At 51.5% G+C, this 20,019-nt stretch carries 15 protein-coding genes, 7 tRNA genes and 1 pseudogene; 18 read left to right on the top strand and 5 right to left on the bottom strand.

The window, feature by feature from the left end:
* Nucleotides 1-118 precede the first annotated feature (118 nt).
* The 5 genes from tyrR (at nt 119) to K5621_RS13660 (ending at nt 6,785) form a co-directional block, all read left to right on the top strand.
* Nucleotides 119-1,657 carry a transcriptional regulator TyrR gene (tyrR, locus tag K5621_RS13680; RefSeq protein WP_100145293.1) on the top strand — a complete coding sequence of 513 codons (1,539 nt, stop codon included), beginning with the start codon at nt 119-121 and terminating at the stop codon, nt 1,655-1,657.
* A gap of 261 nt (nt 1,658-1,918) precedes the next feature.
* The gene (locus K5621_RS13675) at nt 1,919-2,908 is read left to right on the top strand and encodes a fumarylacetoacetate hydrolase family protein (RefSeq protein WP_093982647.1); all 990 of its coding nucleotides are present in this window, start codon (nt 1,919-1,921) and stop codon (nt 2,906-2,908) included.
* A 165-nt stretch (nt 2,909-3,073) separates the two neighbouring features.
* Entirely contained in the window at nt 3,074-3,733 is a 660-nt protein-coding gene (gene maiA / locus K5621_RS13670) for a maleylacetoacetate isomerase (protein WP_025888342.1), read from the top strand.
* A gap of 462 nt (nt 3,734-4,195) precedes the next feature.
* On the top strand, nt 4,196-6,313 hold the full coding sequence (locus K5621_RS13665) for a S8 family serine peptidase (protein WP_221049498.1): 2,118 nt from the start codon (nt 4,196-4,198) through the stop codon (nt 6,311-6,313).
* Between the two features lie 10 nt (nt 6,314-6,323).
* A complete protein-coding gene (locus tag K5621_RS13660; RefSeq protein ID WP_245003085.1) occupies nt 6,324-6,785 on the top strand; it encodes a hypothetical protein in 462 nt (153 codons plus the stop codon).
* A gap of 53 nt (nt 6,786-6,838) precedes the next feature.
* Here K5621_RS13660 and K5621_RS13655 read toward each other — a convergent pair whose 3' ends face one another.
* Nucleotides 6,839-7,720, bottom strand: coding sequence for a LysR family transcriptional regulator (locus tag K5621_RS13655; RefSeq protein WP_100145297.1), 882 nt, complete (start codon nt 7,718-7,720; stop codon nt 6,839-6,841).
* 147 nt (nt 7,721-7,867) lie between these two features.
* On the opposite strand from K5621_RS13655, the gene K5621_RS13650 reads away from it, so the two are divergent.
* Nucleotides 7,868-9,130 (top strand): MFS transporter, encoded by a 1,263-nt coding sequence (locus K5621_RS13650; RefSeq protein WP_245003084.1) that lies wholly within the window; start codon nt 7,868-7,870, stop codon nt 9,128-9,130.
* A 207-nt stretch (nt 9,131-9,337) separates the two neighbouring features.
* Here K5621_RS13650 and K5621_RS13645 read toward each other — a convergent pair whose 3' ends face one another.
* From K5621_RS13645 to K5621_RS13630, 4 genes are all read right to left on the bottom strand, one after another.
* Nucleotides 9,338-10,735, bottom strand: coding sequence for a TRAP transporter large permease (locus tag K5621_RS13645; RefSeq protein WP_100145301.1), 1,398 nt, complete (start codon nt 10,733-10,735; stop codon nt 9,338-9,340).
* Between the two features lie 8 nt (nt 10,736-10,743).
* Nucleotides 10,744-11,382 (bottom strand): TRAP transporter small permease, encoded by a 639-nt coding sequence (locus K5621_RS13640; protein ID WP_100145303.1) that lies wholly within the window; start codon nt 11,380-11,382, stop codon nt 10,744-10,746.
* A 45-nt stretch (nt 11,383-11,427) separates the two neighbouring features.
* Nucleotides 11,428-12,447: a TRAP transporter substrate-binding protein gene (locus K5621_RS13635; protein ID WP_162207324.1), complete on the bottom strand. Its 1,020-nt coding sequence runs from the start codon at nt 12,445-12,447 to the stop codon at nt 11,428-11,430.
* Between the two features lie 252 nt (nt 12,448-12,699).
* Nucleotides 12,700-12,927 (bottom strand): hypothetical protein, encoded by a 228-nt coding sequence (locus tag K5621_RS13630; protein WP_025890110.1) that lies wholly within the window; start codon nt 12,925-12,927, stop codon nt 12,700-12,702.
* 262 nt (nt 12,928-13,189) lie between these two features.
* Here K5621_RS13630 and gltX point away from each other — a divergent pair, with 262 nt between their 5' ends.
* From gltX to K5621_RS13570, 12 genes and pseudogenes are all read left to right on the top strand, one after another.
* Nucleotides 13,190-14,599, top strand: a complete 1,410-nt coding sequence (gene gltX, locus K5621_RS13625) for a glutamate--tRNA ligase (RefSeq protein ID WP_221049496.1) — start codon at nt 13,190-13,192, stop codon at nt 14,597-14,599.
* 106 nt (nt 14,600-14,705) lie between these two features.
* Nucleotides 14,706-14,781 (top strand) — tRNA-Ala (locus K5621_RS13620).
* A 51-nt stretch (nt 14,782-14,832) separates the two neighbouring features.
* Nucleotides 14,833-14,908 (top strand) — tRNA-Glu (locus K5621_RS13615).
* A 61-nt stretch (nt 14,909-14,969) separates the two neighbouring features.
* Nucleotides 14,970-15,045: transfer RNA gene (locus tag K5621_RS13610), tRNA-Glu, on the top strand.
* Between the two features lie 62 nt (nt 15,046-15,107).
* Nucleotides 15,108-15,183, top strand: a tRNA-Glu gene (locus K5621_RS13605).
* Between the two features lie 35 nt (nt 15,184-15,218).
* Nucleotides 15,219-15,294 (top strand) — tRNA-Ala (locus K5621_RS13600).
* Nucleotides 15,295-15,331: 37 nt separating this feature from the next.
* Nucleotides 15,332-15,407 (top strand) — tRNA-Glu (locus K5621_RS13595).
* A gap of 36 nt (nt 15,408-15,443) precedes the next feature.
* Nucleotides 15,444-15,519 (top strand) — tRNA-Ala (locus K5621_RS13590).
* Nucleotides 15,520-15,833: 314 nt separating this feature from the next.
* Complete coding sequence (gene rfbC, locus K5621_RS13585; RefSeq protein ID WP_245003083.1) at nt 15,834-16,409, top strand: dTDP-4-dehydrorhamnose 3,5-epimerase; 576 nt, start codon at nt 15,834-15,836, stop codon at nt 16,407-16,409.
* 402 nt (nt 16,410-16,811) lie between these two features.
* Nucleotides 16,812-19,055 carry a catalase/peroxidase HPI gene (katG, locus tag K5621_RS13580; RefSeq protein ID WP_221049495.1) on the top strand — a complete coding sequence of 748 codons (2,244 nt, stop codon included), beginning with the start codon at nt 16,812-16,814 and terminating at the stop codon, nt 19,053-19,055.
* 391 nt (nt 19,056-19,446) lie between these two features.
* Nucleotides 19,447-19,695: a DUF3297 family protein gene (locus K5621_RS13575; protein ID WP_025011888.1), complete on the top strand. Its 249-nt coding sequence runs from the start codon at nt 19,447-19,449 to the stop codon at nt 19,693-19,695.
* A 139-nt stretch (nt 19,696-19,834) separates the two neighbouring features.
* Nucleotides 19,835-19,987 (top strand): annotated as a pseudogene (locus K5621_RS13570) (integrase core domain-containing protein); the annotation flags it as partial.
* Nucleotides 19,988-20,019: the final 32 nt, after the last annotated feature.

The following is a 20,019-nucleotide window of genomic DNA, read 5'->3' as shown; positions in this document are numbered from 1 at the left end:
AGCTTGCCACTTGTCTCAGAACCTTCTAACGTATAGGGCGCATTTTTACATCGTCTGCCGACCTCTTTATGCAGGCGATAATCCCAAAGAATCTGAATTATAAAAGGGAATGACAGTTATGCGCTTGGAAGTCAGTTGTCAGGATCGCGTTGGTTTAGCCAAGGATATTTTAATGGTGCTGGAGCGATACGGGATTAACCTTATCGCTATCGATGCCAGTAACAAGGGATTCTTATATTTGCAGTTTGCCGAGGTCGGCTTCGAGACCTTGAGTGAGTTGATGCCCCAGATCCGTAAGGTAGAAGGGGTGCACGACGTCAGAACCGTTTCCTTTATGCCCTCGGAGCAGGAGCATTACGCCCTCAAAACCCTCTTGAAAACCCTGCCGGATGCCGTGTTCTCCCTCGACGGTAAGGGGCGAATTCGTATCGTTAACGAGTCGGCCTTGCTTATTCTGGACATGGCCGAACATGAAGTGATAGAGGAATCCCTCAATCATTGGGTGCAAGGTTTTAATTTCGGCCGTTGGCTCAGCGAGCCCCAGGTGTTGGCGCAGGCCACTCGGGTCTCTATTGGCAACAATGAATATCTGGCCGAAATGCTGCCCATCTATCTACCGGATGAAAACGACAAGAGTATTCTCGCCGGCGCCGTGGTGGCACTCAAGTCGCCAGCGCGGGTGGGCAAACAGTTCAACGCGCTGCAGAGCCAGAGCAGTGGCTTCGATTCAGTGCTGGCCGTCAGCGACAAGATGAAAGAGGTACTCAAGCAAGCCAAGCGTATGGCGCAGCTGGATGCGCCTTTGCTGATCACCGGGGAAACCGGCACAGGCAAAGAGCTGATGGCCAGAGCCTGTCACGATGCCAGCATGCGAAGGGAGAAACCCTTTATCGCCATCAACTGCGCCGCCATGCCCGACAGCGCCGCGGAAGAGGAGCTGTTTGGTTATGTCAGCAACGGAGAAGTGGTTAAACGGGGTTTCTTCGAAGAGGCCAAGGGCGGCACCGTCTTCCTCGATGAAATAGCCGAGATGTCCAAGGCCGCTCAGGTCAAATTGTTGCGTTTACTGCAGGATGGCAGCTTCCGCCGTATCGGCGGTGATGTAGAGGTGCGCGCCGATGTCCGTATCATCTGTTCGACTCAGAAGAATTTGGCGGAGCTGTGTCAGACCGGCGAGTTCCGTGAAGATCTCTACTACCGCATTCATGTACTGAGTTTCCATATGCCGGCGCTGCGTGAGCGCAGGGTCGATATTATTCCGTTGACGGAAATGTTTCTCGAACACTACAGCCAGCAACTGTCCAGCCCGGTGCGGCGGATCTCGGCGTCCTGTCGTGATCACCTGTTGACCTATGCCTGGCCCGGTAACGTGCGGCAACTGAAAAACGCCGTGTTCAGAGCGGTATCCATGTGGGATGGTTCGGCCGAATTGACCGTAGAGCAGTTGAAACTGCCTTCCTATGCCGAAGGTTTTGGCTATTTCGACAAGGAGTTTGAAGGCACCTTGGATCAGGCCATGAAACAGTTTGAAGCCGGTTTGCTGCGGCGTCTCTATCCGGCGTACCCCAGTACCCGCCAACTGGCGAAAAAGTTGGGGGTATCCCATACCGCCATTGCCAATAAACTCAGGGAATATGAGATCAGCAAGAAGCGCTGAAGCCCTGTAAAGCGGATTTGCCGCCGGAATGGCTGATATTTAGCCATTCCTTGAGCGCAAAGCCTTTGCCGGCGCTTGCGGGGCGCAAGTGTCAGTGAAAGTTTACAAACCCGTTCTTAGAGCGGCTAAATGTGAAGTGAGTCACAGAGTTTTCATTGCCCGCGGCATGAGGTATTACTGGCGGGATAACAGAAACGGATTGAGTTGGGCACATAGCCTGATGAAAACCATTAATCCGGGCAGAGACAGGAAGGAGCAGGTATGAAATTAGCGACATATGACAATGGACGCCGCGATGGTCAACTCATGTTGGTCAGCCGAGATTTGAAGAAGACAGTGGCTGTCCCCGCCATAGCCCAGACCATGCAGCAATTGCTTGACAGTTGGTCACTGCTGGAACCTCAGCTCAGAGAGCTTTCCGATGCCCTGAATGCCGGCATGTTGGACAATACTCAGGACTTTGACGAGAGCCGTTGTTTGTCACCTTTTCCCCGCGCTTACCAGTGGGCCGACGGCAGCGCTTATGTCAATCATGTTGAGCTGGTACGTAAGGCCCGCGGCGCCGAAATGCCGGAGTCTTTCTGGACAGATCCCCTGGTCTATCAGGGCGGTTCAGACAGCTTTATCGCTCCCAGAGCCGATATCCCGCTGGCAAGCGAAGATTGGGGCATAGACTTCGAATCGGAAATTGCCGTGGTTACAGATGATGTACCCATGGGCGTGAGTGCTGAAAACGCCGCCTCTCACATCAAGCTGTTGATGCTGGTTAACGATGTGTCGCTGCGTAACCTGATCCCGGCCGAGTTGGCCAAGGGCTTTGGCTTCTTCCAGTCCAAACCTTCCAGCAGTTTTTCGCCGGTGGCAATCACACCGGATGAGCTGGGGGATAAATGGCAGGACACTCGGGTTCACCTGCCGCTGATCACCCATCTGAACAACGAACTGTTCGGCAAGCCCAATGCCGGGGTGGATATGACCTTCAACTTTGCCGAGCTGATCGCCCATGTCACCAAGACCCGCCCCCTGGGCGCCGGTGCCATCATAGGTTCTGGCACTATTTCCAACTATGACAGAAGCGCAGGTTCCAGCTGTTTGGCTGAAAAGCGCATGCTGGAAGTGATTGCCGAGGGCAAGGCGGTAACGCCATTTATGGGCTTTGGAGACAGGGTCAGAATCGAAATGCTGGATGATGCCGGGCACAGCATTTTTGGCACGATAGATCAGCAGGTAGTTGAGTATATAGTCGAGTAAAATAACTCGGTAACAAAACGGGGCTCTCAATAAAGATGAAGCCCCGTTGGTTTTTATACCGGCTTGGTATTGCCTTCGAATGTGTCAGCGTTAAGGCTTTGGATAAAACATCACCAGGGCGGAGTCGCAATCTAAGGTTAGCGAGCTTTGGGAGAACAACTTATGTTGAAATTATATGGTTACTGGCGCTCCAGCGCCGCTTATCGGGTGCGAATTGCACTCAACCTCAAGGGGCTTTGCGCCGAGCAGCTCTCGGTTCATCTGGTGCGCAATGGCGGCGAGCAGCATCAGGCCGCTTTCAAGGCGCTTAACCCGCAGGAGTTGGTGCCGGCTTTGGTGGTGACGGATGACACCGACGAGCGCGCCGAGTTGGTGTTGTCCCAATCGCTGGCGATCATTGAATATTTGGATGAAGCCTTTGGCGGTGAGGCGCTGTTGCCGGGTGATATTGAGCAGCGGGCATTGGTCAGGGCCATGGCGATGGGGATTGCCTGTGAGATCCATCCTTTGAATAACTTGCGGGTGTTGCAGTATCTGACCGGGACGCTCAAGTTGGATGACGCGGCCAAGAATGATTGGTATCGCCACTGGGTCGAACAGGGATTTGGTGCATTGGAGCAACAGCTGCAGCAGTACTCGGGCAGGTATTGTTTCGGTGACCAGGTCAGCCTGGTGGATATCTGTCTGGTTCCTCAAGTTTATAATGCCAAGCGTTTTAATATCGACTTGTCTCCTTACCCCAATATTTGCCGTATTAATGATGAGTGCCTGACTCTGCCGGCCTTTATTGATGCAGCACCTGAAAATCAACCGGATGCCCAGTAGTTTTATTATTTTATAGTCATCTATGCGGTGACTATAAAACAACCTTAAAATTTCCCCGCGTTTGAAAAACCTCTCTTATAAAATGATACCTTTCTGTTAATAATCGGCTTTTTAAAAATAAAGCCTGTTCAGCAATTTGTAACTAATTATTTAAACAATATGCTGTTTTTATTATGTTTATAATCTGTTCTCGATGCATAATTGTTTTTATATTCATCAGCTTATGGGTTCATTGTTTAGCTTATCATAAAGCACCTCAAATAACGTATTCCGTATTATATTTAGGATTTTTCCTGCTTGTTACTTTTCTCTTGTTGAATTGATTGTTACATGTGATACATATGTTAACGCTTGATTTTGACCAAGCTATAACAATAAAAAGTACGCCATACCTATTAAAAATCTGCTTCCGAAAACCTGTTTTCGGCGGTATGGCGTTTTATTATCAAAAGGAAAAGAAGTATGCATAAGTCGATTATTGCGCTGAGCATAGCCGCAGTCTTATTGGCGGGGTGTGGCAGTGACAACAACAAGGCACCTGAGCCGGTTAATACAGCCCCTGAGAGTCAGGATGTGACCTATGACGTTCGTCAGTCGGTACGCCTGGATGGTCAACTGGAAGGAAGAGATGCCGAAGGAGGGATAACCTTTTCGTTAGTGGATCCCGGCGAAGTCAAGTTAGGGACTTTGACCATCAATGATGCGGCCAAGGGCAGCTTCAGCTATCAGACCGATGCGTTGGAAGGCACTGAAGTCGTGCGCTTCAAAGTCAGTGACGGCAAGAGCGAGTCTGTCTCAACGCTGACATTGCGTATCGACGGTGGCGACCCTTTGTATCAGCATCAGTGGCACTTGAAAAACACCGGCCAAAACGCCTTTGCCAAGAATCGCGGTGTGGCCGGTGAAGACATGAATGTCAGTGATGCTATTGCCTCAGGTGTTACCGGTAAAGGCGTTATTGTTGCTGTGGTAGATGATGGTCTGGAGATTAGTCACCCGGATCTCAAGGCCAATGTTATTGAAGGCGGCTCCTATAACCTGATCACCGGCACTATCGATCCTACGCCATTTGCCGACAGTGCTTCGCACGGTACTTCTGTTGGTGGGATCATAGCCGCTGCCGGTTGGAATGGCCTTGGCGGCCGCGGTGTTGCCCCCGATGCCAATCTTATCGGCTTTAACTTCCTTGATAGAGATCCCAGCGGTAAGGTCAAGAGCGTACAAACCTTTGAGAACTTCGCCAAGTCCCACGGTGCCAGTGCTTACAGTGACAATGCCAGGGTGTTTAACCAGAGCTATGGTTATTCAGTGCCTTTCCCCCATGGATTTGATGAAGATGAAAATGAGGTCTATGGTGCTATTACCAAAGACAGTTTTGACGGCAAGGGCAGCATTTTTGTCAAGTCTGCCGGTAATGGCTACAAATATTACAAGGCGTTCAATACCTTCTGGATCCCCGGTGATTATTTCAGTGCGCCAAAAGAAGGCAAAGTGCCCAACCACGGTTTGCCCTTCCATAATGCCAACATGTCCTCCGACAATGCCAATGTATATAACCTCCTGGTATCGGCAATCAATGCAGCCGGTAAGCGCTCAAGTTATTCTTCTGTAGGTTCCAATGTGTTCGTTACTGCGCCGGGTGGGGAATATGGTGAAGATGATCCTGCCATTGTGACCACGGACAGAGCCGGCTGTGACAAGGGGAGTTCGGTTACCGAAGAGCGCCCATCAACGCCTTTTGACGGCGGCCTGCATCCACTCAATCTGGAATGTGACTATCGTTCTACCATGAACGGAACATCGTCAGCAGCGCCCAATACCAGTGGTGCAGTCGCCATGATTATGAGTGCCAACCCCTCTCTTTCCTGGCGTGATATTCGCCATATCTTGGCTTCGACTGCCACCAAGGTGGATGCCGATATACCCGCCAAGACGGTTGCTATCGGTGAGGGGGACAAGGCGCCTGTCTATGAGGCTATCTCAGCCTGGCAGGACAACGCCGCAGGATTTCATTTCCACAATGAGTATGGTTTTGGCAGGGTAGATGTCAGTGCGGCTGTAGCTATGGCCAAGGACTACAAGGCAGACTTGGGTGAGTATCTGTTGACTGACTGGATTGCCAGTGAAAAGGATCTTGATAAGGCGATTCCGGATGCCAGTCTTGCCGGGGTTTCAGACTCTCTTGAGGTTGCCGAGGATTTGGTGGTGGAAGCGGTGCAGATTGAGCTCAGCGCCGATCATCTGCGTCTTCCTGATCTGGCGGTTGAGTTGGTGTCTCCGGCAGGTACCCGCAGTGTGTTGATGACGCCTTTCAATGGCTTGGTGTATCAGGGCGTGATGGATCCCAACGATCCGGATGACCTGGTCAAAGGCTATGATAAGACGCCTATGCTCTCAAATGCTTTCTATGGTGAAAACACCAAAGGTGTGTGGACCATTAAGCTGATAGATGTGAACAGCGGTGAATATCAGTTCCTCAAATATGACAAGGGCTATATCAGTATTCCCAATGAGAGTAACGGTATGTTGAAGGGCTGGTCCATTCGTTTTCATGGCCACAAGGCCAAGGCAGCATCTTAAGGAGTAACAGATGAAGATTTCAACAGCAATGATGGCCATGGGGCTGACACTTTTGGCGGCTCCTACGATGGCGCATGATAAAAATCCTTTTGCAGATAACGGCGAGCAGTATCAGCAACAGGGCGATAGAGCCGACTTCCTCGGACTGAAGGATACTTTTTATGTCAAGACAGACAAAGGTGTGCAGAAAGCCAGCAGGTTGAGCCAGGGAGAGCAACTGGTGACTGAGGCCGGCGAGCCATTTGCGACAGTGACCGGAAAGCTGGTGGTCAAACTCAAGCCTGGTGTTGATGCCGCGGCCTTTGCTGCCGATTCAGGCCTGAGGTTGGATTGGCAAAATGACACTCAGCTGCTGGTGTTGGCCGCCAGTGAAGGCAGCGATCTCCTGGCTGTGCTTGAAAAGCTGAAGCGGGATCCGCAAGTGATGAGAGTCAAGCTGGATAGGGCGGTGCTTAAACACGAGCCCATGTGATCCGCTGAGATGAGCCACTAATACATCGAAAGGCCCGGGTTCCGCCGGGCCTGTTATTTATTGGCCAACAAAAACTCTACAAAGGCCCGGTCGGCCTGGCTCACCGGGCGCTGCTTCTTCCAGGCAATATGCAGGTCGAGATGTACAGGCGGTGAGAAGGGCAGGGCTATGATGTCATCCCTTTCATTGACCACCATTTCCAACACGCTGGTGACGGCAAATCCTTGACTGACAATCTGTTTTATCAGGTTGATCAGGTTAGTTTCAAAGGCGATCCTAGGCTCGAGTTGCAGCTCTCTGGCTCGGCTCAGCATCCATTCACGATGAAAATAACCGGGTTTGAACATCACCAACTCGTGGGCGAAAAACTGCTCTAGCGTTACGGCCTCGTTCGTGGCCAAGGGGTGTTCAGGGCTTGAAGCCACCACCATCTGCTCTTTGACCAGTAGACAGGATTCGAATTCGGGCTTGAGGTCATTGGCGGTAATGATGGCTATGTCTACCTCTTCCTGCTCCAGCATCCTCAGGGCATCGCGGGTACCTCCCTCAAACAGCGACAGCTTCAAGTCCGGGTACTGATGGCGAAAAGCCATCACTCGTGATGGCAGGTAGAAAGAGCCCAACATACCGGGCACGGCAATTCGCACTTCCCCCTTGGCCAGCTCGGCCATGGCCCGAATATGCGCCTCGGCCTGACTCAGCTGTTTGAGGATCAATACCGCATGTTGATGCAGCGCCAGCCCCTCGGCAGTGAGGCGAATGCCACTCTCCTGACGACTGCCACTGCGATCGACCAGAGTGACACCGAGGGATTGTTCCAGTCGTTTGATACTCTGACTGAGGGCGGGTTGGGCCAAGTTCAGTTTCTCTGCCGCCCGGGTAAAACTGCCGTATTTAACCAAGGTATCTAAGTGTTTTAATTGTCTGATATCCACGTCTTGCCTTACATCGCCATTTATTCTTGGGAGTCTGTTTTTTAGCATAACAAAAATTGATGAAAACGATATTATTTATCTATTATTGTTATGTTTGGCTCGGTGCTAACCTTTACCGCAGTAGTAGTTTTTGTATTGAGGACTAGAGTGAGAAAGGTGGAAACGGCTGGACGACAGCTAAGGGATACCCGTTTGATTTGGGCGCTGTGTGTGGCATCTGTGGTGGTTTATATCAACTTGTATCTGATGCAGGGGATGCTGCCCCTCATTGCCGAGCATTTTCAGGTAACGGCGGCCAAGTCGACTCTGGTGCTTTCAGTTACCAGCTTTACGCTAGCGTTTTCCTTGCTCGGTTATGCCATCGTCTCGGACAGGATTGGTCGTCATCAGCCGATTGTTATCAGCCTCTGGGTTCTGGCGCTGTCCAATATTTTGTTGGTCTTTGTCAAAGACTTCAATGCCCTGGTGGCGGTGAGGTTGCTTCAGGGGATCTTGCTGGCGGCGGTGCCAGCCATTGCCATGGCTTACTTCAAGGAGCAACTCAGTCCACCGACCATGCTCAAGGCGGCGGCAGTGTACATTGCCGCCAACAGCCTTGGGGGGATCAGTGGACGTTTATTGGGCGGGATTATGTCGCAACATCTGTTGTGGCAGGATGCCATGTGGTTGCTGCTGGCGGTGAGTCTTTTCGGAGTGGCGCTGGTCAGTTACTTGTTGCCCAATGCGGTCAGTGCCGCCAAGCGAGAACGGTTGCCAAAACAGTGGCGCTTCTGGCGCGGTGGCCGGGAAGACCTACGGGGCTTTGTGTATCATCTCAACGACAATCAAATGCGATTGGCTTATTTAATCGGTGGATTGGCGTTTATGATGATGGTTAACCAGTACAGCTTTATTCAACTGCACTTGATGGCATCACCGTATAACTGGAGCCGGTTTGAGGCAACGTTGATCTTTCTCTGCTATTTAAGCGGCACGCTGGCATCTTATTATACGGCTCGATGGATCACCCGCTATGGGCAGTTGCCGCTGTTTAGGATCGCCCTACCATTGATGTTGTGTGGCAGCCTGCTGACTTTGCTGGATACTCAGGTGTGGATATGTGTGGGCTTTTTACTGACCTCCTGCGGTTTCTTTATCACCCACAGCTGTTGTAACTCCTTTGTGGCTATGCGTGCCAGCAGCCATAGAGCCAAGGCGACTTCTCTGTATCTGTGCTGTTATTACCTGGGCGCCGCAATGGGCGGGCCCTTCCTGATGCTGTTCTGGCAGCGGGGAGAATGGCAAGGTGTGGTGACTGGGTCGATGATTTTGCTGTTTTTGACTTCATTGGCGGTCTGGCGCCTTAGTTGGCGGCAAAAGCAGCCGCTCAAACAGGAGCTGGACACGCCTCAGGGGGTATCGTTGAGGTAGTCTTTATATGCAAAGTCATATCTATGCATCTTGTCGGTAGGGGTTGGATAAAAACCTCGACAGTTTGTGTATCCTTTTGAATAAGCCCTTGCCTGGAGCAAGGGCTTATTCAATCTGCAGCCATTTTGGAAACGCGCTTCTATTAGGTTAACAATATGGTGCTTCGACAGCCATCACAGCTGCCGATAGTGCTTTTGACTTCAATGATTAAAATCCTCGCAGTGAATCCAAGTATTCAGGCAAGAACAGGGACACTTGAGGAACATAGGTGATCAGAATAAGGAACCCCAGTAACAGCAGCAGCCAAGGTAGGCACGCGTGGATTACCCAACCTATGCTCTTGCCTGTGATCCCCGAGGTCACAAACAGATTAAGCCCCACCGGCGGCGTCAGCATTCCTATCTCCATATTGACCACCATGATGATCCCAAGGTGAATGGGGTCGATCCCCAACTGGGTGGCGATGGGAAAGAGGATAGGCGCCATGATAAGCAAAATGGCTGATGGCTCCATAAAGTTACCTGCGGCCAGCAACAACAGGTTGACTATGATGAGAAAGCCCCAGGCCGGCAGGCCCATGCCGACTATGTTTTCGGCAATCATGTGAGGGATCCGCTCTGTGGTCAATACATGGGCGAACAGCATGGCGTTGCCTATGATAAACAGCAGCATGATACTGACTTTGGCGCCATCCCTGACGACGGCGCGTATCTCTCTGTCGGCCGGTGTCTTGAGTAACCCCAGTAAGCTGTACCCCAGATTGCGGCCTATGGCTTTGACTATTGGCTCACCAGGATTGCGCCAGGCGACATTTTTCAGTGGCCCGATATCGCGATAGCCGAAGACGGCAATGAAATAGGCATAGATACAGGCGACCGCCGAGGCTTCCGTGGGGCTGGCGACCCCGCCGTAAATGGAACCCAGCACTATGACAATCAGCATCAGGCCACCCAGCGCCTTGGCCGTTGAGATAGAGAGCTTGCCAATGCCGGGGAAGGGCAGGGAAGGTAATCCCTTGATACGGGCCACTATATAGATGGCCAGCATGATCAGCATCCCCGCCAGTAACCCCGGGATCAGTCCGGCCATAAACATCCGCGCTGCGGACACTTCAGTGGCCGCCGAATACACCAGCATCACAATCGATGGTGGGATCAGTATTCCCAGGGTACCTGAGGTGGTAATGACCCCGGCGGCAAATTTTTCCGGATATCCGGCGCGGATCATGCCGACGATAACTATGGAGCCGATAGCCGCCACAGTGGCTGGAGAAGAGCCGGAGACGGCGGCAAACAACATACAGGCCATGACCGAGGCCATTGCCAAACCGCCGCGGATATGGCCGACACTGTCCATGGCAAAGTCGATGATCCGCCTGGCAACGCCGCCGGTAGAGAGAAAGGCCGAGGACAGAATAAAGAAAGGGATCGCCAGCAAAGTGTAGTGCTCTGAAGTGGACTCATAGAGCTTCAGGGCCACAGAGGCCAGCGAATCGTTGGAAAACAGTAAAATAGTCAGCATGCTGGAGAAACCCAGTGCAATGGCAATGGGCATGCCGAGCAGCATACAAACAAATAAGACGATAAAGAGGGTCGCTATTGTCATGGCATTACCTACTCATGCTTGGAGTTGTTTTTGTCTTCGCTGGCTTCGTTTTCGTCTGCCAGGTGCATGCTTTCCTTGGCTTCATCGTGGAAGTTGAATCCTTGTGAGCGGTTGGTCAGAATGGCAAAAAACAGTTCAATGAAACGCCAGGTCAACATGGCAAAACCGATAATCAGAATGCTTTGGGAGATCCACAGTGGCACCGCCGGATCTTCCACATCTATGCGCAAGGTCTCCCAGGCAAAGTCGGGGTCCAGTTTGGCCACCAGGGCATGGGGGAAGTCGATATCTTCCATGGGTATCCCAATCTGATACATCTGGCTGAGGTAATCCCAGCTGCCTTTAAGGAACAGGCCGCAATAGATCAAACAGATGACCGCAGCCAGCATGGCGGCGTATTTGCGGCCTGTCCTGGGAAGCTTTTTGACGAAGGCATCGACACCTATATGGGCACCGACTTTAACGCCGTATGACATGCCAAAGAGGACAAACCAACCACAAAGGGTCAATGTCAGCTCCTGCATCCAGAGAAACCCTGTATTGAAAAAGAAGCGGGCAACGACTTCGACAAAGACAAGTACCGTCATCAGGGTGATCAATAAGTTGAGAAAGCCTTCCTCAAAGTAGCCCAAGGCGCGTGAAATCATATTGCTCTCCGCAGAAATTGCGGGGGCCGGAGCCCCCATACTGACTTACTGGTTGGCGGCCACGGCGGCATCTATCACGTCTTTGCCGATTTGGTCTTCAAATTTGGCCCATACCGGCTTCATTGCATCAACCCAGGCCTGGCGTTGCTCAGGGGTGAGCTCAACTACCAAAGAGCGTTTGGAGTCGATGATCAACTGGCGGTCCTGGTCATTCTTGTCACCGGCAATCTTGTTGCCATAGGCAATGGCTTCATCGAGCGCTTCCTTGATGATTTTCCGCTTATCGCCGGGCAGGCTCTTCCAGAACGTGTTAGAGGTCACCACCATGTAGTCGAGTACACCATGGTTACTTTCGGTGATATGGCTCTGCACCTCGAAGAATTTTTTGGAGTAAATATTGGACCAGGTGTTTTCCTGACCATCTATGGCGCGGGTTTGCAACAAGGTAAACACCTCGGAGAAGGGCTTTTTCACTGCAGTTGCATCGACGGCGGCAAACTGAGCCGCCAGCACGTCAGAGGCCATAACCCGGAATTTTTTGCCGCTGGCGTCTTTGGGCAGCAGCAGCGGCTCATTGGCAGAGAACTGCTTCATACCATTGTGCAGATAGCCGAGACCAACAACGCCTTTTCGTTTCATGGAGTTCAGCAGTTTTTGCCCGGCTTCACTCTGCTGGAACTTGTCGACAGCGGCCATGTCTTTGAACAGAAAAGGCAGATCGAACAACTGCAGTTTTTTGGTGTAACGCTCGAACTTGGAAAGTGATGGCGCAACCAACTGCACATCGTTGAGCAGCAGCGCGGCCAGCTCATTGTTGTCTCCGAAGAGTTGTGAATTGGGGAACACACTGACCTGATATTCACCCGGCAGGCGTTCTTCGACCAAGGCCTTGAACTTGAGTGCCATCTGGCCCTTGGGAGTGTTTTCTGCCACAACGTGGGAAAACTTTATCTCTACCGGTTCTGCCAGAACCGAGAAGCTCGCCAATGCGCCGGCCAAAGCCGTCACTTTGGCAAGGGTTTTCAGTGGCTGGGTAAAGAGTGTGGAAGGATTGAATGCACTCATGATGTGTCCTTTTTATATGCTCTTGAGTTATTGAAAAATACGTACCCCAAAGTGCGTATCTCCAGCGGGAATACAGCCGACTTTCCCTAAGGTCTGTATTGGGTAACGCAAAGTCGTGCGCCAACCCTGGGACTTGGTTGTAACTTGTTGGTTGCTAAAGTGTAGTTCATTTGATGTTGCTTACGGCTTTTTGCTGTACGCTGAGACCCAGCTCACAGTGTTGCCGGTGATGGGCACTAATGGGGTTGGAGATTACTTGGGTGGGTCTATACGCTTGAGTACAGCGTCACTGGGTAACAGCTCAAGGTGTCCCTGCTCATCAAAGTACCAGCCGGTAATAAAACCTTTTTGACGCATGGTCACCAGATTATGCATCACTTCTCTGGCTTCTTTTTGCGCGGTTTGCTCGTCGTAGTCGTTGGTGTGCTTCAAATAGGCCGCAATGCTGGCGAGGGAAGCCGACTGACTGATTCCTGTCATCGCTTCTATTCCAAAAAAAGATGCTTTCTTGAAGCGTAGTTGAAAATTTAGTCAACGTGAAAGATGCATTGGGATTATGGTCGATAGAGCTAAAGTCTCCGCTGTCCGAGCTAAGGCTCGGCTGAACATGCTATGGGAGCAATACCTATCTCGGAGACTGTCGGCCAGAGCCCTTTTCCCCTGTAGGGTTAGGCTGCTAGAATATGCACACTTTTCATTTGCCTGCCAGACAGGCGTTTATTCTTAAGGTTAGTGTTCAATTATGACCACCAAGACGCGTTTTGCTCCCAGCCCTACCGGCTTTCTTCATGTGGGCGGTGCCCGTACGGCTCTATACTCCTGGTTGCACGCCCGTGCCAATAATGGCGAGTTTGTGCTGCGTATCGAAGATACGGATCTTGAGCGTTCTACTCAGGAGGCGGTTGATGCCATTCTGGAAGGGATGGAATGGTTGGGCCTGAATTGGGACGAGGGTCCTTACTATCAGACCAAGCGCTTCGATCGTTACAATGAGATCATCGCTCAGATGCTGAAAGAGGGCACAGCTTACAAGTGTTATTGCTCTCGTGAGCGCATCGAAGCTTTGCGTGAAGAGCAGGCTGCCAAGGGTGAACGCCAGAAGTATGATGGTTGCTGCCGTGATGCCGCTCCTCGTGATACTGATGAACCATATGTCGTGCGTTTCAAGAACCCCCAGGAAGGCAGCGTGGTTTTTGATGATCATGTTCGTGGCCGGATTGAAATTGCCAACGAAGAACTGGATGATCTAATCATTGCCCGCAGCGATGGTACACCTACCTATAACTTCTGTGTGGTAGTTGATGACTGGGATATGGGTATCACTTGCGTGGTTCGCGGTGAAGACCATATCAACAACACTCCTAGACAGATCAATATCCTCAAGGCCCTCGGTGCACCTGTCCCTGAGTATGCCCACGTATCCATGATCCTGGGTGACGATGGTGCCAAGCTTTCCAAGCGTCACGGCGCCGTGAGCGTAATGCAGTATCGTGATGACGGTTATCTGCCGGAAGCATTGCTGAACTATCTGGTGCGTTTGGGCTGGTCCCATGGCGATCAGGAGATCTTCTCTTTGGAGGAGATGAAGCAGTTCTTCAAATTGGACGATATCAATAAGGCGGCTTCGGCATTCAATACCGAGAAGCTGATTTGGTTGAACCAGCACTATATGAAGTCGCTGGATCCAGAATATGTAGCCGGTTTCCTCGAATGGCACATGCGTGATCAGCAGATAGATACCAGTAATGGCCCGGCCCTGGCTGAAATCGTTACTGCATTGGCAGAGCGCAGCAAGACACTCAAAGAGATGGCTGCCTCCAGCCGTTACTTCTATGAAGACTTCGAAGCGTTTGATGAAGCACAGGCCAAGAAACACTTGCGCGGGGTTGCATTGGAGCCCTTGCAACGGGTACAGCAGAAGTTAGCGGCTCTGTCTGAGTGGACCGTGGAAGCGATTCACAATGCCATTGAGTCAACGGCGACCGAACTTGAGGTGGGAATGGGTAAAGTCGGTATGCCTTTACGGGTGGCCGTGACAGGTGCCGGTCAGTCTCCAGCTGTGGATTTAACCTTATTTCTCATTGGGAAAGCTCGTTGCGAGCAAAGAATCTCCAAAGCGGTTGAATTTGTAGCAGCTAGAATAAATTCCTAAAAAAGGCGTTGACACATTTGGGTGTGCTGCATAGAATGCGCCTCGCAGTTGAGACACAGGGCAGCAAGTTGCTGGCAGTACACTCAAATGTAATGAGAGATAGCTTGGGGCTATAGCTCAGCTGGGAGAGCGCTTGCATGGCATGCAAGAGGTCGACGGTTCGATCCCGTCTAGCTCCACCAACTTCTCTCAATAAGCTCTTTTTAAGCCGAGTTTAAATGCTTAAGTCCGGGGTCCCCTTCGTCTAGAGGCCTAGGACACCGCCCTTTCACGGCGGTAACAGGGGTTCGAATCCCCTAGGGGATGCCAATTTTCGCAGCGTTTCGTAAAACCTGTACTCTTATCACGGAGTCTAAACAGTGAGTCCGGGGTCCCCTTCGTCTAGAGGCCTAGGACACCGCCCTTTCACGGCGGTAACAGGGGTTCGAATCCCCTAGGGGATGCCAATTTTCGCAGTGTTTCGTAAAACCTGTACTCCTTATCACGGAGTCTAAACAGTGAGTCCGGGGTCCCCTTCGTCTAGAGGCCTAGGACACCGCCCTTTCACGGCGGTAACAGGGGTTCGAATCCCCTAGGGGATGCCACATTTTCGAGAGATTTTGTTTTTTGACAGAATTTCGGGGCTATAGCTCAGCTGGGAGAGCGCTTGCATGGCATGCAAGAGGTCGACGGTTCGATCCCGTCTAGCTCCACCAAATACTCCTATCACAGAGTTTAAATAGTGAGTCCGGGGTCCCCTTCGTCTAGAGGCCTAGGACACCGCCCTTTCACGGCGGTAACAGGGGTTCGAATCCCCTAGGGGATGCCACATTTTCCGAGAGATTTTGTTTTTTGACAGAATTTCGGGGCTATAGCTCAGCTGGGAGAGCGCTTGCATGGCATGCAAGAGGTCGACGGTTCGATCCCGTCTAGCTCCACCACTCACCTTTAATAAGGTGAATTAAAACCACCTTCGGGTGGTTTTTTATTATCTATCCCTCCTTATGTCCATTGTTTCATCATGACTCGGTTAGCTATCCAGGTGCCGCTGTGGCTTGCCGTTACATTTCGGCGTGTATAGCCCCAATTACCCGGCAATGGTTTAAATAAAAATTCTGCAACCACATCATTATTAAGGTGGTCAATTAAATTATGACAAGTACCAATCAATTTGGAATTGAGGTACTTTTCACTTTTGACTCGGCGAGTCAACACGTATGCGAAATGATATTATGCCCGTATATAGTTGCTTATTATGTCATTGTTGATGGATATTGAATTTCTACCTCTACCCGGCCTTATCCTGTTTACAGCAAAGATGCTTAAGGATGAGCGAGGCTCTTTTATGGAGTGTTTCCGCGCTTCGGTTTTTGAACAAGCCTTAGCGGATTCTGCTCAGCCCCCAGTGACTCTGGTGCAGGAAAATCACAGTTGCTCTGGCGCTGGAGTGCTTAGGGGGCTTCATTTTCAGTGCCAATATCCCCAGGGTAAGTTGATTCGGGTTATCAGCGGTGAGATTTACGATGTCGCCATCGATATTCGTCCCCAATCTCCCACCTTTGGAAAGTGGCACGGTTTGTATTTATCGGCACAGAACCGCTGTCAGCTGTGGATCCCACCGGGGTTTGCCCATGGTTTTTATGTGACCAAGGGCCCGGCCGAGGTGATATACAAGTGCAGCGATTATTATCAGCCCGGAGATGAAGGCGCCATTGTCTGGAACGATGCCGACTTAGCGATAGACTGGCCGCTGAATACTGCACTGGGTGAGCCATTACTCTCTGCCAAAGACAGACAGGCCAAGCCCTTTTGCGCTCAAAAGTGGGTTTAAACACGAATATTTGATAGCAATTACTGACTTCCAATCTTTGGCTTAGAGAATGGCTTAGAGAATGGTTAAGTAGAATGGCTTAATAGCAGGTTTATGTTTTTGAGCTGGCTGAAATGGTGTCAATCTCACCGGGTTAGGAATGCACCGGAGATAGTTGGATAACTATAGAACATCATTCTCTAAATTAGATGACGCTTCTTTTTAGATTACGACAATCTGATTTAATCGTTAGTCGCGAATAAGTTTCCTCATTACTTTGGAGTGAGCAGCGGCAGGCCGTATTCGCCGCTGTTTAACTGTGCTCGTTTGTTAAGGCGCGCTTACTAAAGGCGCCGGCATTCGCGGCACTTTAATCTGGGGAGTGGCTTATCCCCCCCTTCACCAAGGAAGAGGACTTCCAACATGAAATCAAGTATCCCATCTCTGACCGCGGTGGCGCTGTCTGTTGCCATGGTATTTGGCGCAGCCAGTACCCAAGCGGCGCAGTCGCCATCGGCCGCTCAGTCTCAGGCCGCAACAACCAACGCCTACTGGTGGCCGCAGCAACTGGATCTATCGCCACTGCGCCAGCACGGCGCTGAATCCAATCCCTACGGCGCCGATTACGACTATGCCAAGGCCTTTGGCTCTTTGGATTTGGACGCCGTCAAAGCCGACATCAAAACCACGTTGACCACTTCCCAGGACTGGTGGCCCGCCGACTATGGTCACTATGGCCCTTTCTTTATCCGTATGGCCTGGCACAGTGCCGGTGTTTATCGCATCTTTGACGGTCGCGGCGGTGCCAGTGGTGGTCAGCAGCGTTTTGAACCTCTCAACAGTTGGCCCGATAACGTCAGTCTCGACAAGGCTCGCCGCTTACTTTGGCCAATTAAGCAAAAGTATGGCAGCCAGATCTCCTGGGCCGATCTCATGGTGCTGGCCGGTAACGTATCCCTGGAGTCCATGGGCTTTAAGACCTTCGGGTTTGCCGGTGGCCGCACTGATGACTGGGAAGCCGAAAAGGTTAACTGGGGCGCCGAAAAACAGTGGCTCGACAATAAACGCCACAATGAAAAGGGTGAATTGGCCAAACCCTTGGGAGCCACCCAGATGGGGCTCATCTATGTGAACCCGGAAGGTCCCAACGGCGTGCCCGATCCCTTGGCATCCGCCCAGGAAATACGCGATACCTTTGGCCGTATGGCCATGAATGATGAAGAAACTGTGGCGCTGATCGCCGGTGGTCACACCTTCGGTAAGGCTCACGGCGCCCATGATCCTGCCAAGTGTGTCGGCGCAGAACCCGCTGCCGCCGGAATAGAGGAGCAGGGCCTTGGCTGGAAAAACCGCTGCGGTAAAGGTCACTCGGAAGATACGGTTTCCAGCGGCCTGGAAGGTGCCTGGTCTTCCAACCCCACCAAGTGGACCATGGAATACTTAACCTGGCTCTATACTTTCGATTGGGTACAAACCAAGAGTCCGGCCGGCCACATTCAATGGATCCCTGCCGATGGCAAGGCCGCCAATTTGGTGCCTGACGCCCATATCCCCGACAAACGTCATGCTCCCATCATGTTCACCAGTGATATCGCGCTGAAGGAAGACCCCATTTACCGCGAAATCACGACCCGTTTCCTCAACAATCCGGCCGAGTTTGAGCTGGCCTTCGCCAAGGCCTGGTTCAAGTTGACCCACAGAGATATGGGGCCGAAGACCCGCTACCTGGGCAAAGATGCGCCTGCTGAAGATCTGATCTGGCAAGACCCTATCCCAGCGGTCGATCATGTTTTGATCGATGCGGCCGATACCAAACAACTGAAAGCGGCCATTTTGGATTCAGGCCTCAGCGTGCCTGAGCTGGTGAAAACGGCTTGGGCCGCGGCGTCATCTTTCCGTGGCACAGATATGCGTGGCGGCGCCAATGGTGCCAGAATCGCTCTGAAGCCCCAGAGCGATTGGACGGCAAATGACCCCAAGGCATTAGCGAAAGTCATTGGTAAACTTGAGAAAATCCAAAAGAATTTCAACAAGAAAGCCAAGGGCGGTAAAAAGGTGTCGCTGGCCGATCTCATTGTCTTGGGCGGCAGTGCAGCCATAGAAAAAGCTGCGGCCGATGCCGGGTTTAAAGTCAATGTTGCCTTTCATCCCGGGCGGATGGACGCGACTCAGGCCCAAACAGATGTAAATTCCTTTGCCGTGCTTGAGCCCAAGGCCGATGGCTTCAGAAACTATTTCAGTGATCAAAGCCCGGCATCACCGGCCGAAGCTCTGATTGAAAAGGCGAACTTCCTAAACCTGACGGTTCCTGAAATGACGGTATTGGTCGGCGGTCTCAGAGTGCTGAATGCCAACAGCGGCGGCAGCAAGCATGGGGTGTTCACCCAAAGCCCAGGCAAGCTCAGTAACGACTTCTTCGTTAACCTGCTGGATATGTCCACTCGTTGGGAAAAGGGCAAGGAGGCTGGTCTCTATCAGGGCCTTGATCGTCAGTCCGGCAAACTCAAATGGACGGCTACGCCGGTCGACTTAGTGTTTGGTTCCCATTCAGAACTCAGAGCCGTTGCTGAAGTGTATGCCGCAGACGATGGCAAGACCCGCTTCGTTGAGGACTTTGGCAGAGCCTGGACCAAGGTGATGGAGCTGGATAGGTTCGATTTGCAGTAATCGTTGACGGCTGATGTAAACAAGTAAGATAAGGGGATAATCCACCCCATGATATCGGCGCAGGCTTTGGCCTTGCGCCGATTTTTCTTGGGGCTTTCCCAAGTACTATTTCTATTGGATTTGGGGATAAGGTATTTGGCCAATAGAACAACTTCAGCTGCCGGCTCGTCGCATACGCCGTTAATCGTTTGGAATCTGACTCTATTGATTCACATATCAACGGGCGTGCAATCGAGTCAGATAAAGTTTAGCCCATAGCCGAACAACCAAATTGGCTGATTGGATTGATAAAAAGGGCATAAACCGTGTGGATAAAGCCATTCGCCGCTATTGAGCCAGATTGGGGGATTGCCTACAATATCGCGAGTTTTATTTACCCAAGATGATGATAATGACCGATACCAAAGTACCCCCCGCTCTGCCGGATCGCCTTTCTATCAACCCACGCAGCCCACACCATGTGGCCGAAGTGTTTGAGTTCGATGTGGGCATTCGCATCAATGGCAAAGAGCGCAATGACGTGGAAGAATACTGCATCAGCGAAGGCTGGATTAAAGTCGCCTCTCACAAAGCGCTCGACCGCCGCGGCCAGCCCCTGCTGATGACCATCAAAGGCACAGTAGAAGCTTTTTACAAGTAAGCTTATCTGCCAATTAACCCCTGAGGGCTATCCGTAAGGATGGCCCTTTTTTGTTACTTGGAAATTGAACTGCCAAGGTCACTGACCATAGGGAGTGCTGCCAAACCGTGAGCTGGAAGCGGTTGTAGTGGTCGACTAATTCCGGAACGAATGTCTGAACCAGCACTGGTTCAGAACCTTGGACGAGGCCAGATACGAAATCGAGAAGTGGCGTGAACACCACAACCATGTTCGCCCTCATAGTTCACTGAACTATATGCCGCCTATTGCGTATGCCAAGCAAGCAGCATAAGCTGGAAAATCTCATCAAGGGGATTGGTACTA

It is taken from the genome of Shewanella carassii (genome assembly GCF_019670705.1).
Classification (GTDB): domain Bacteria; phylum Pseudomonadota; class Gammaproteobacteria; order Enterobacterales; family Shewanellaceae; genus Shewanella; species Shewanella carassii.
This window is presented reverse-complemented; position numbering and strand designations above follow the sequence as displayed.

Coding starts and splice junctions, on each gene's coding strand:
- tyrR (WP_100145293.1), top strand. CDS start 119: ATGCGCTTGGAAGTCAGTTGTCAGGATCGCGTTGGTTTAGCCAAGGAT.
- K5621_RS13675 (WP_093982647.1), top strand. CDS start 1,919: ATGAAATTAGCGACATATGACAATGGACGCCGCGATGGTCAACTCATG.
- K5621_RS13665 (WP_221049498.1), top strand. CDS start 4,196: ATGCATAAGTCGATTATTGCGCTGAGCATAGCCGCAGTCTTATTGGCG.
- K5621_RS13660 (WP_245003085.1), top strand. CDS start 6,324: ATGAAGATTTCAACAGCAATGATGGCCATGGGGCTGACACTTTTGGCG.
- K5621_RS13645 (WP_100145301.1), bottom strand. CDS start 10,735: ATGACAATAGCGACCCTCTTTATCGTCTTATTTGTTTGTATGCTGCTC.
- K5621_RS13640 (WP_100145303.1), bottom strand. CDS start 11,382: ATGATTTCACGCGCCTTGGGCTACTTTGAGGAAGGCTTTCTCAACTTA.
- K5621_RS13635 (WP_162207324.1), bottom strand. CDS start 12,447: ATGAGTGCATTCAATCCTTCCACACTCTTTACCCAGCCACTGAAAACC.
- K5621_RS13630 (WP_025890110.1), bottom strand. CDS start 12,927: ATGACAGGAATCAGTCAGTCGGCTTCCCTCGCCAGCATTGCGGCCTAT.
- gltX (WP_221049496.1), top strand. CDS start 13,190: ATGACCACCAAGACGCGTTTTGCTCCCAGCCCTACCGGCTTTCTTCAT.
- rfbC (WP_245003083.1), top strand. CDS start 15,834: ATGTCATTGTTGATGGATATTGAATTTCTACCTCTACCCGGCCTTATC.
- katG (WP_221049495.1), top strand. CDS start 16,812: ATGAAATCAAGTATCCCATCTCTGACCGCGGTGGCGCTGTCTGTTGCC.
- K5621_RS13575 (WP_025011888.1), top strand. CDS start 19,447: ATGACCGATACCAAAGTACCCCCCGCTCTGCCGGATCGCCTTTCTATC.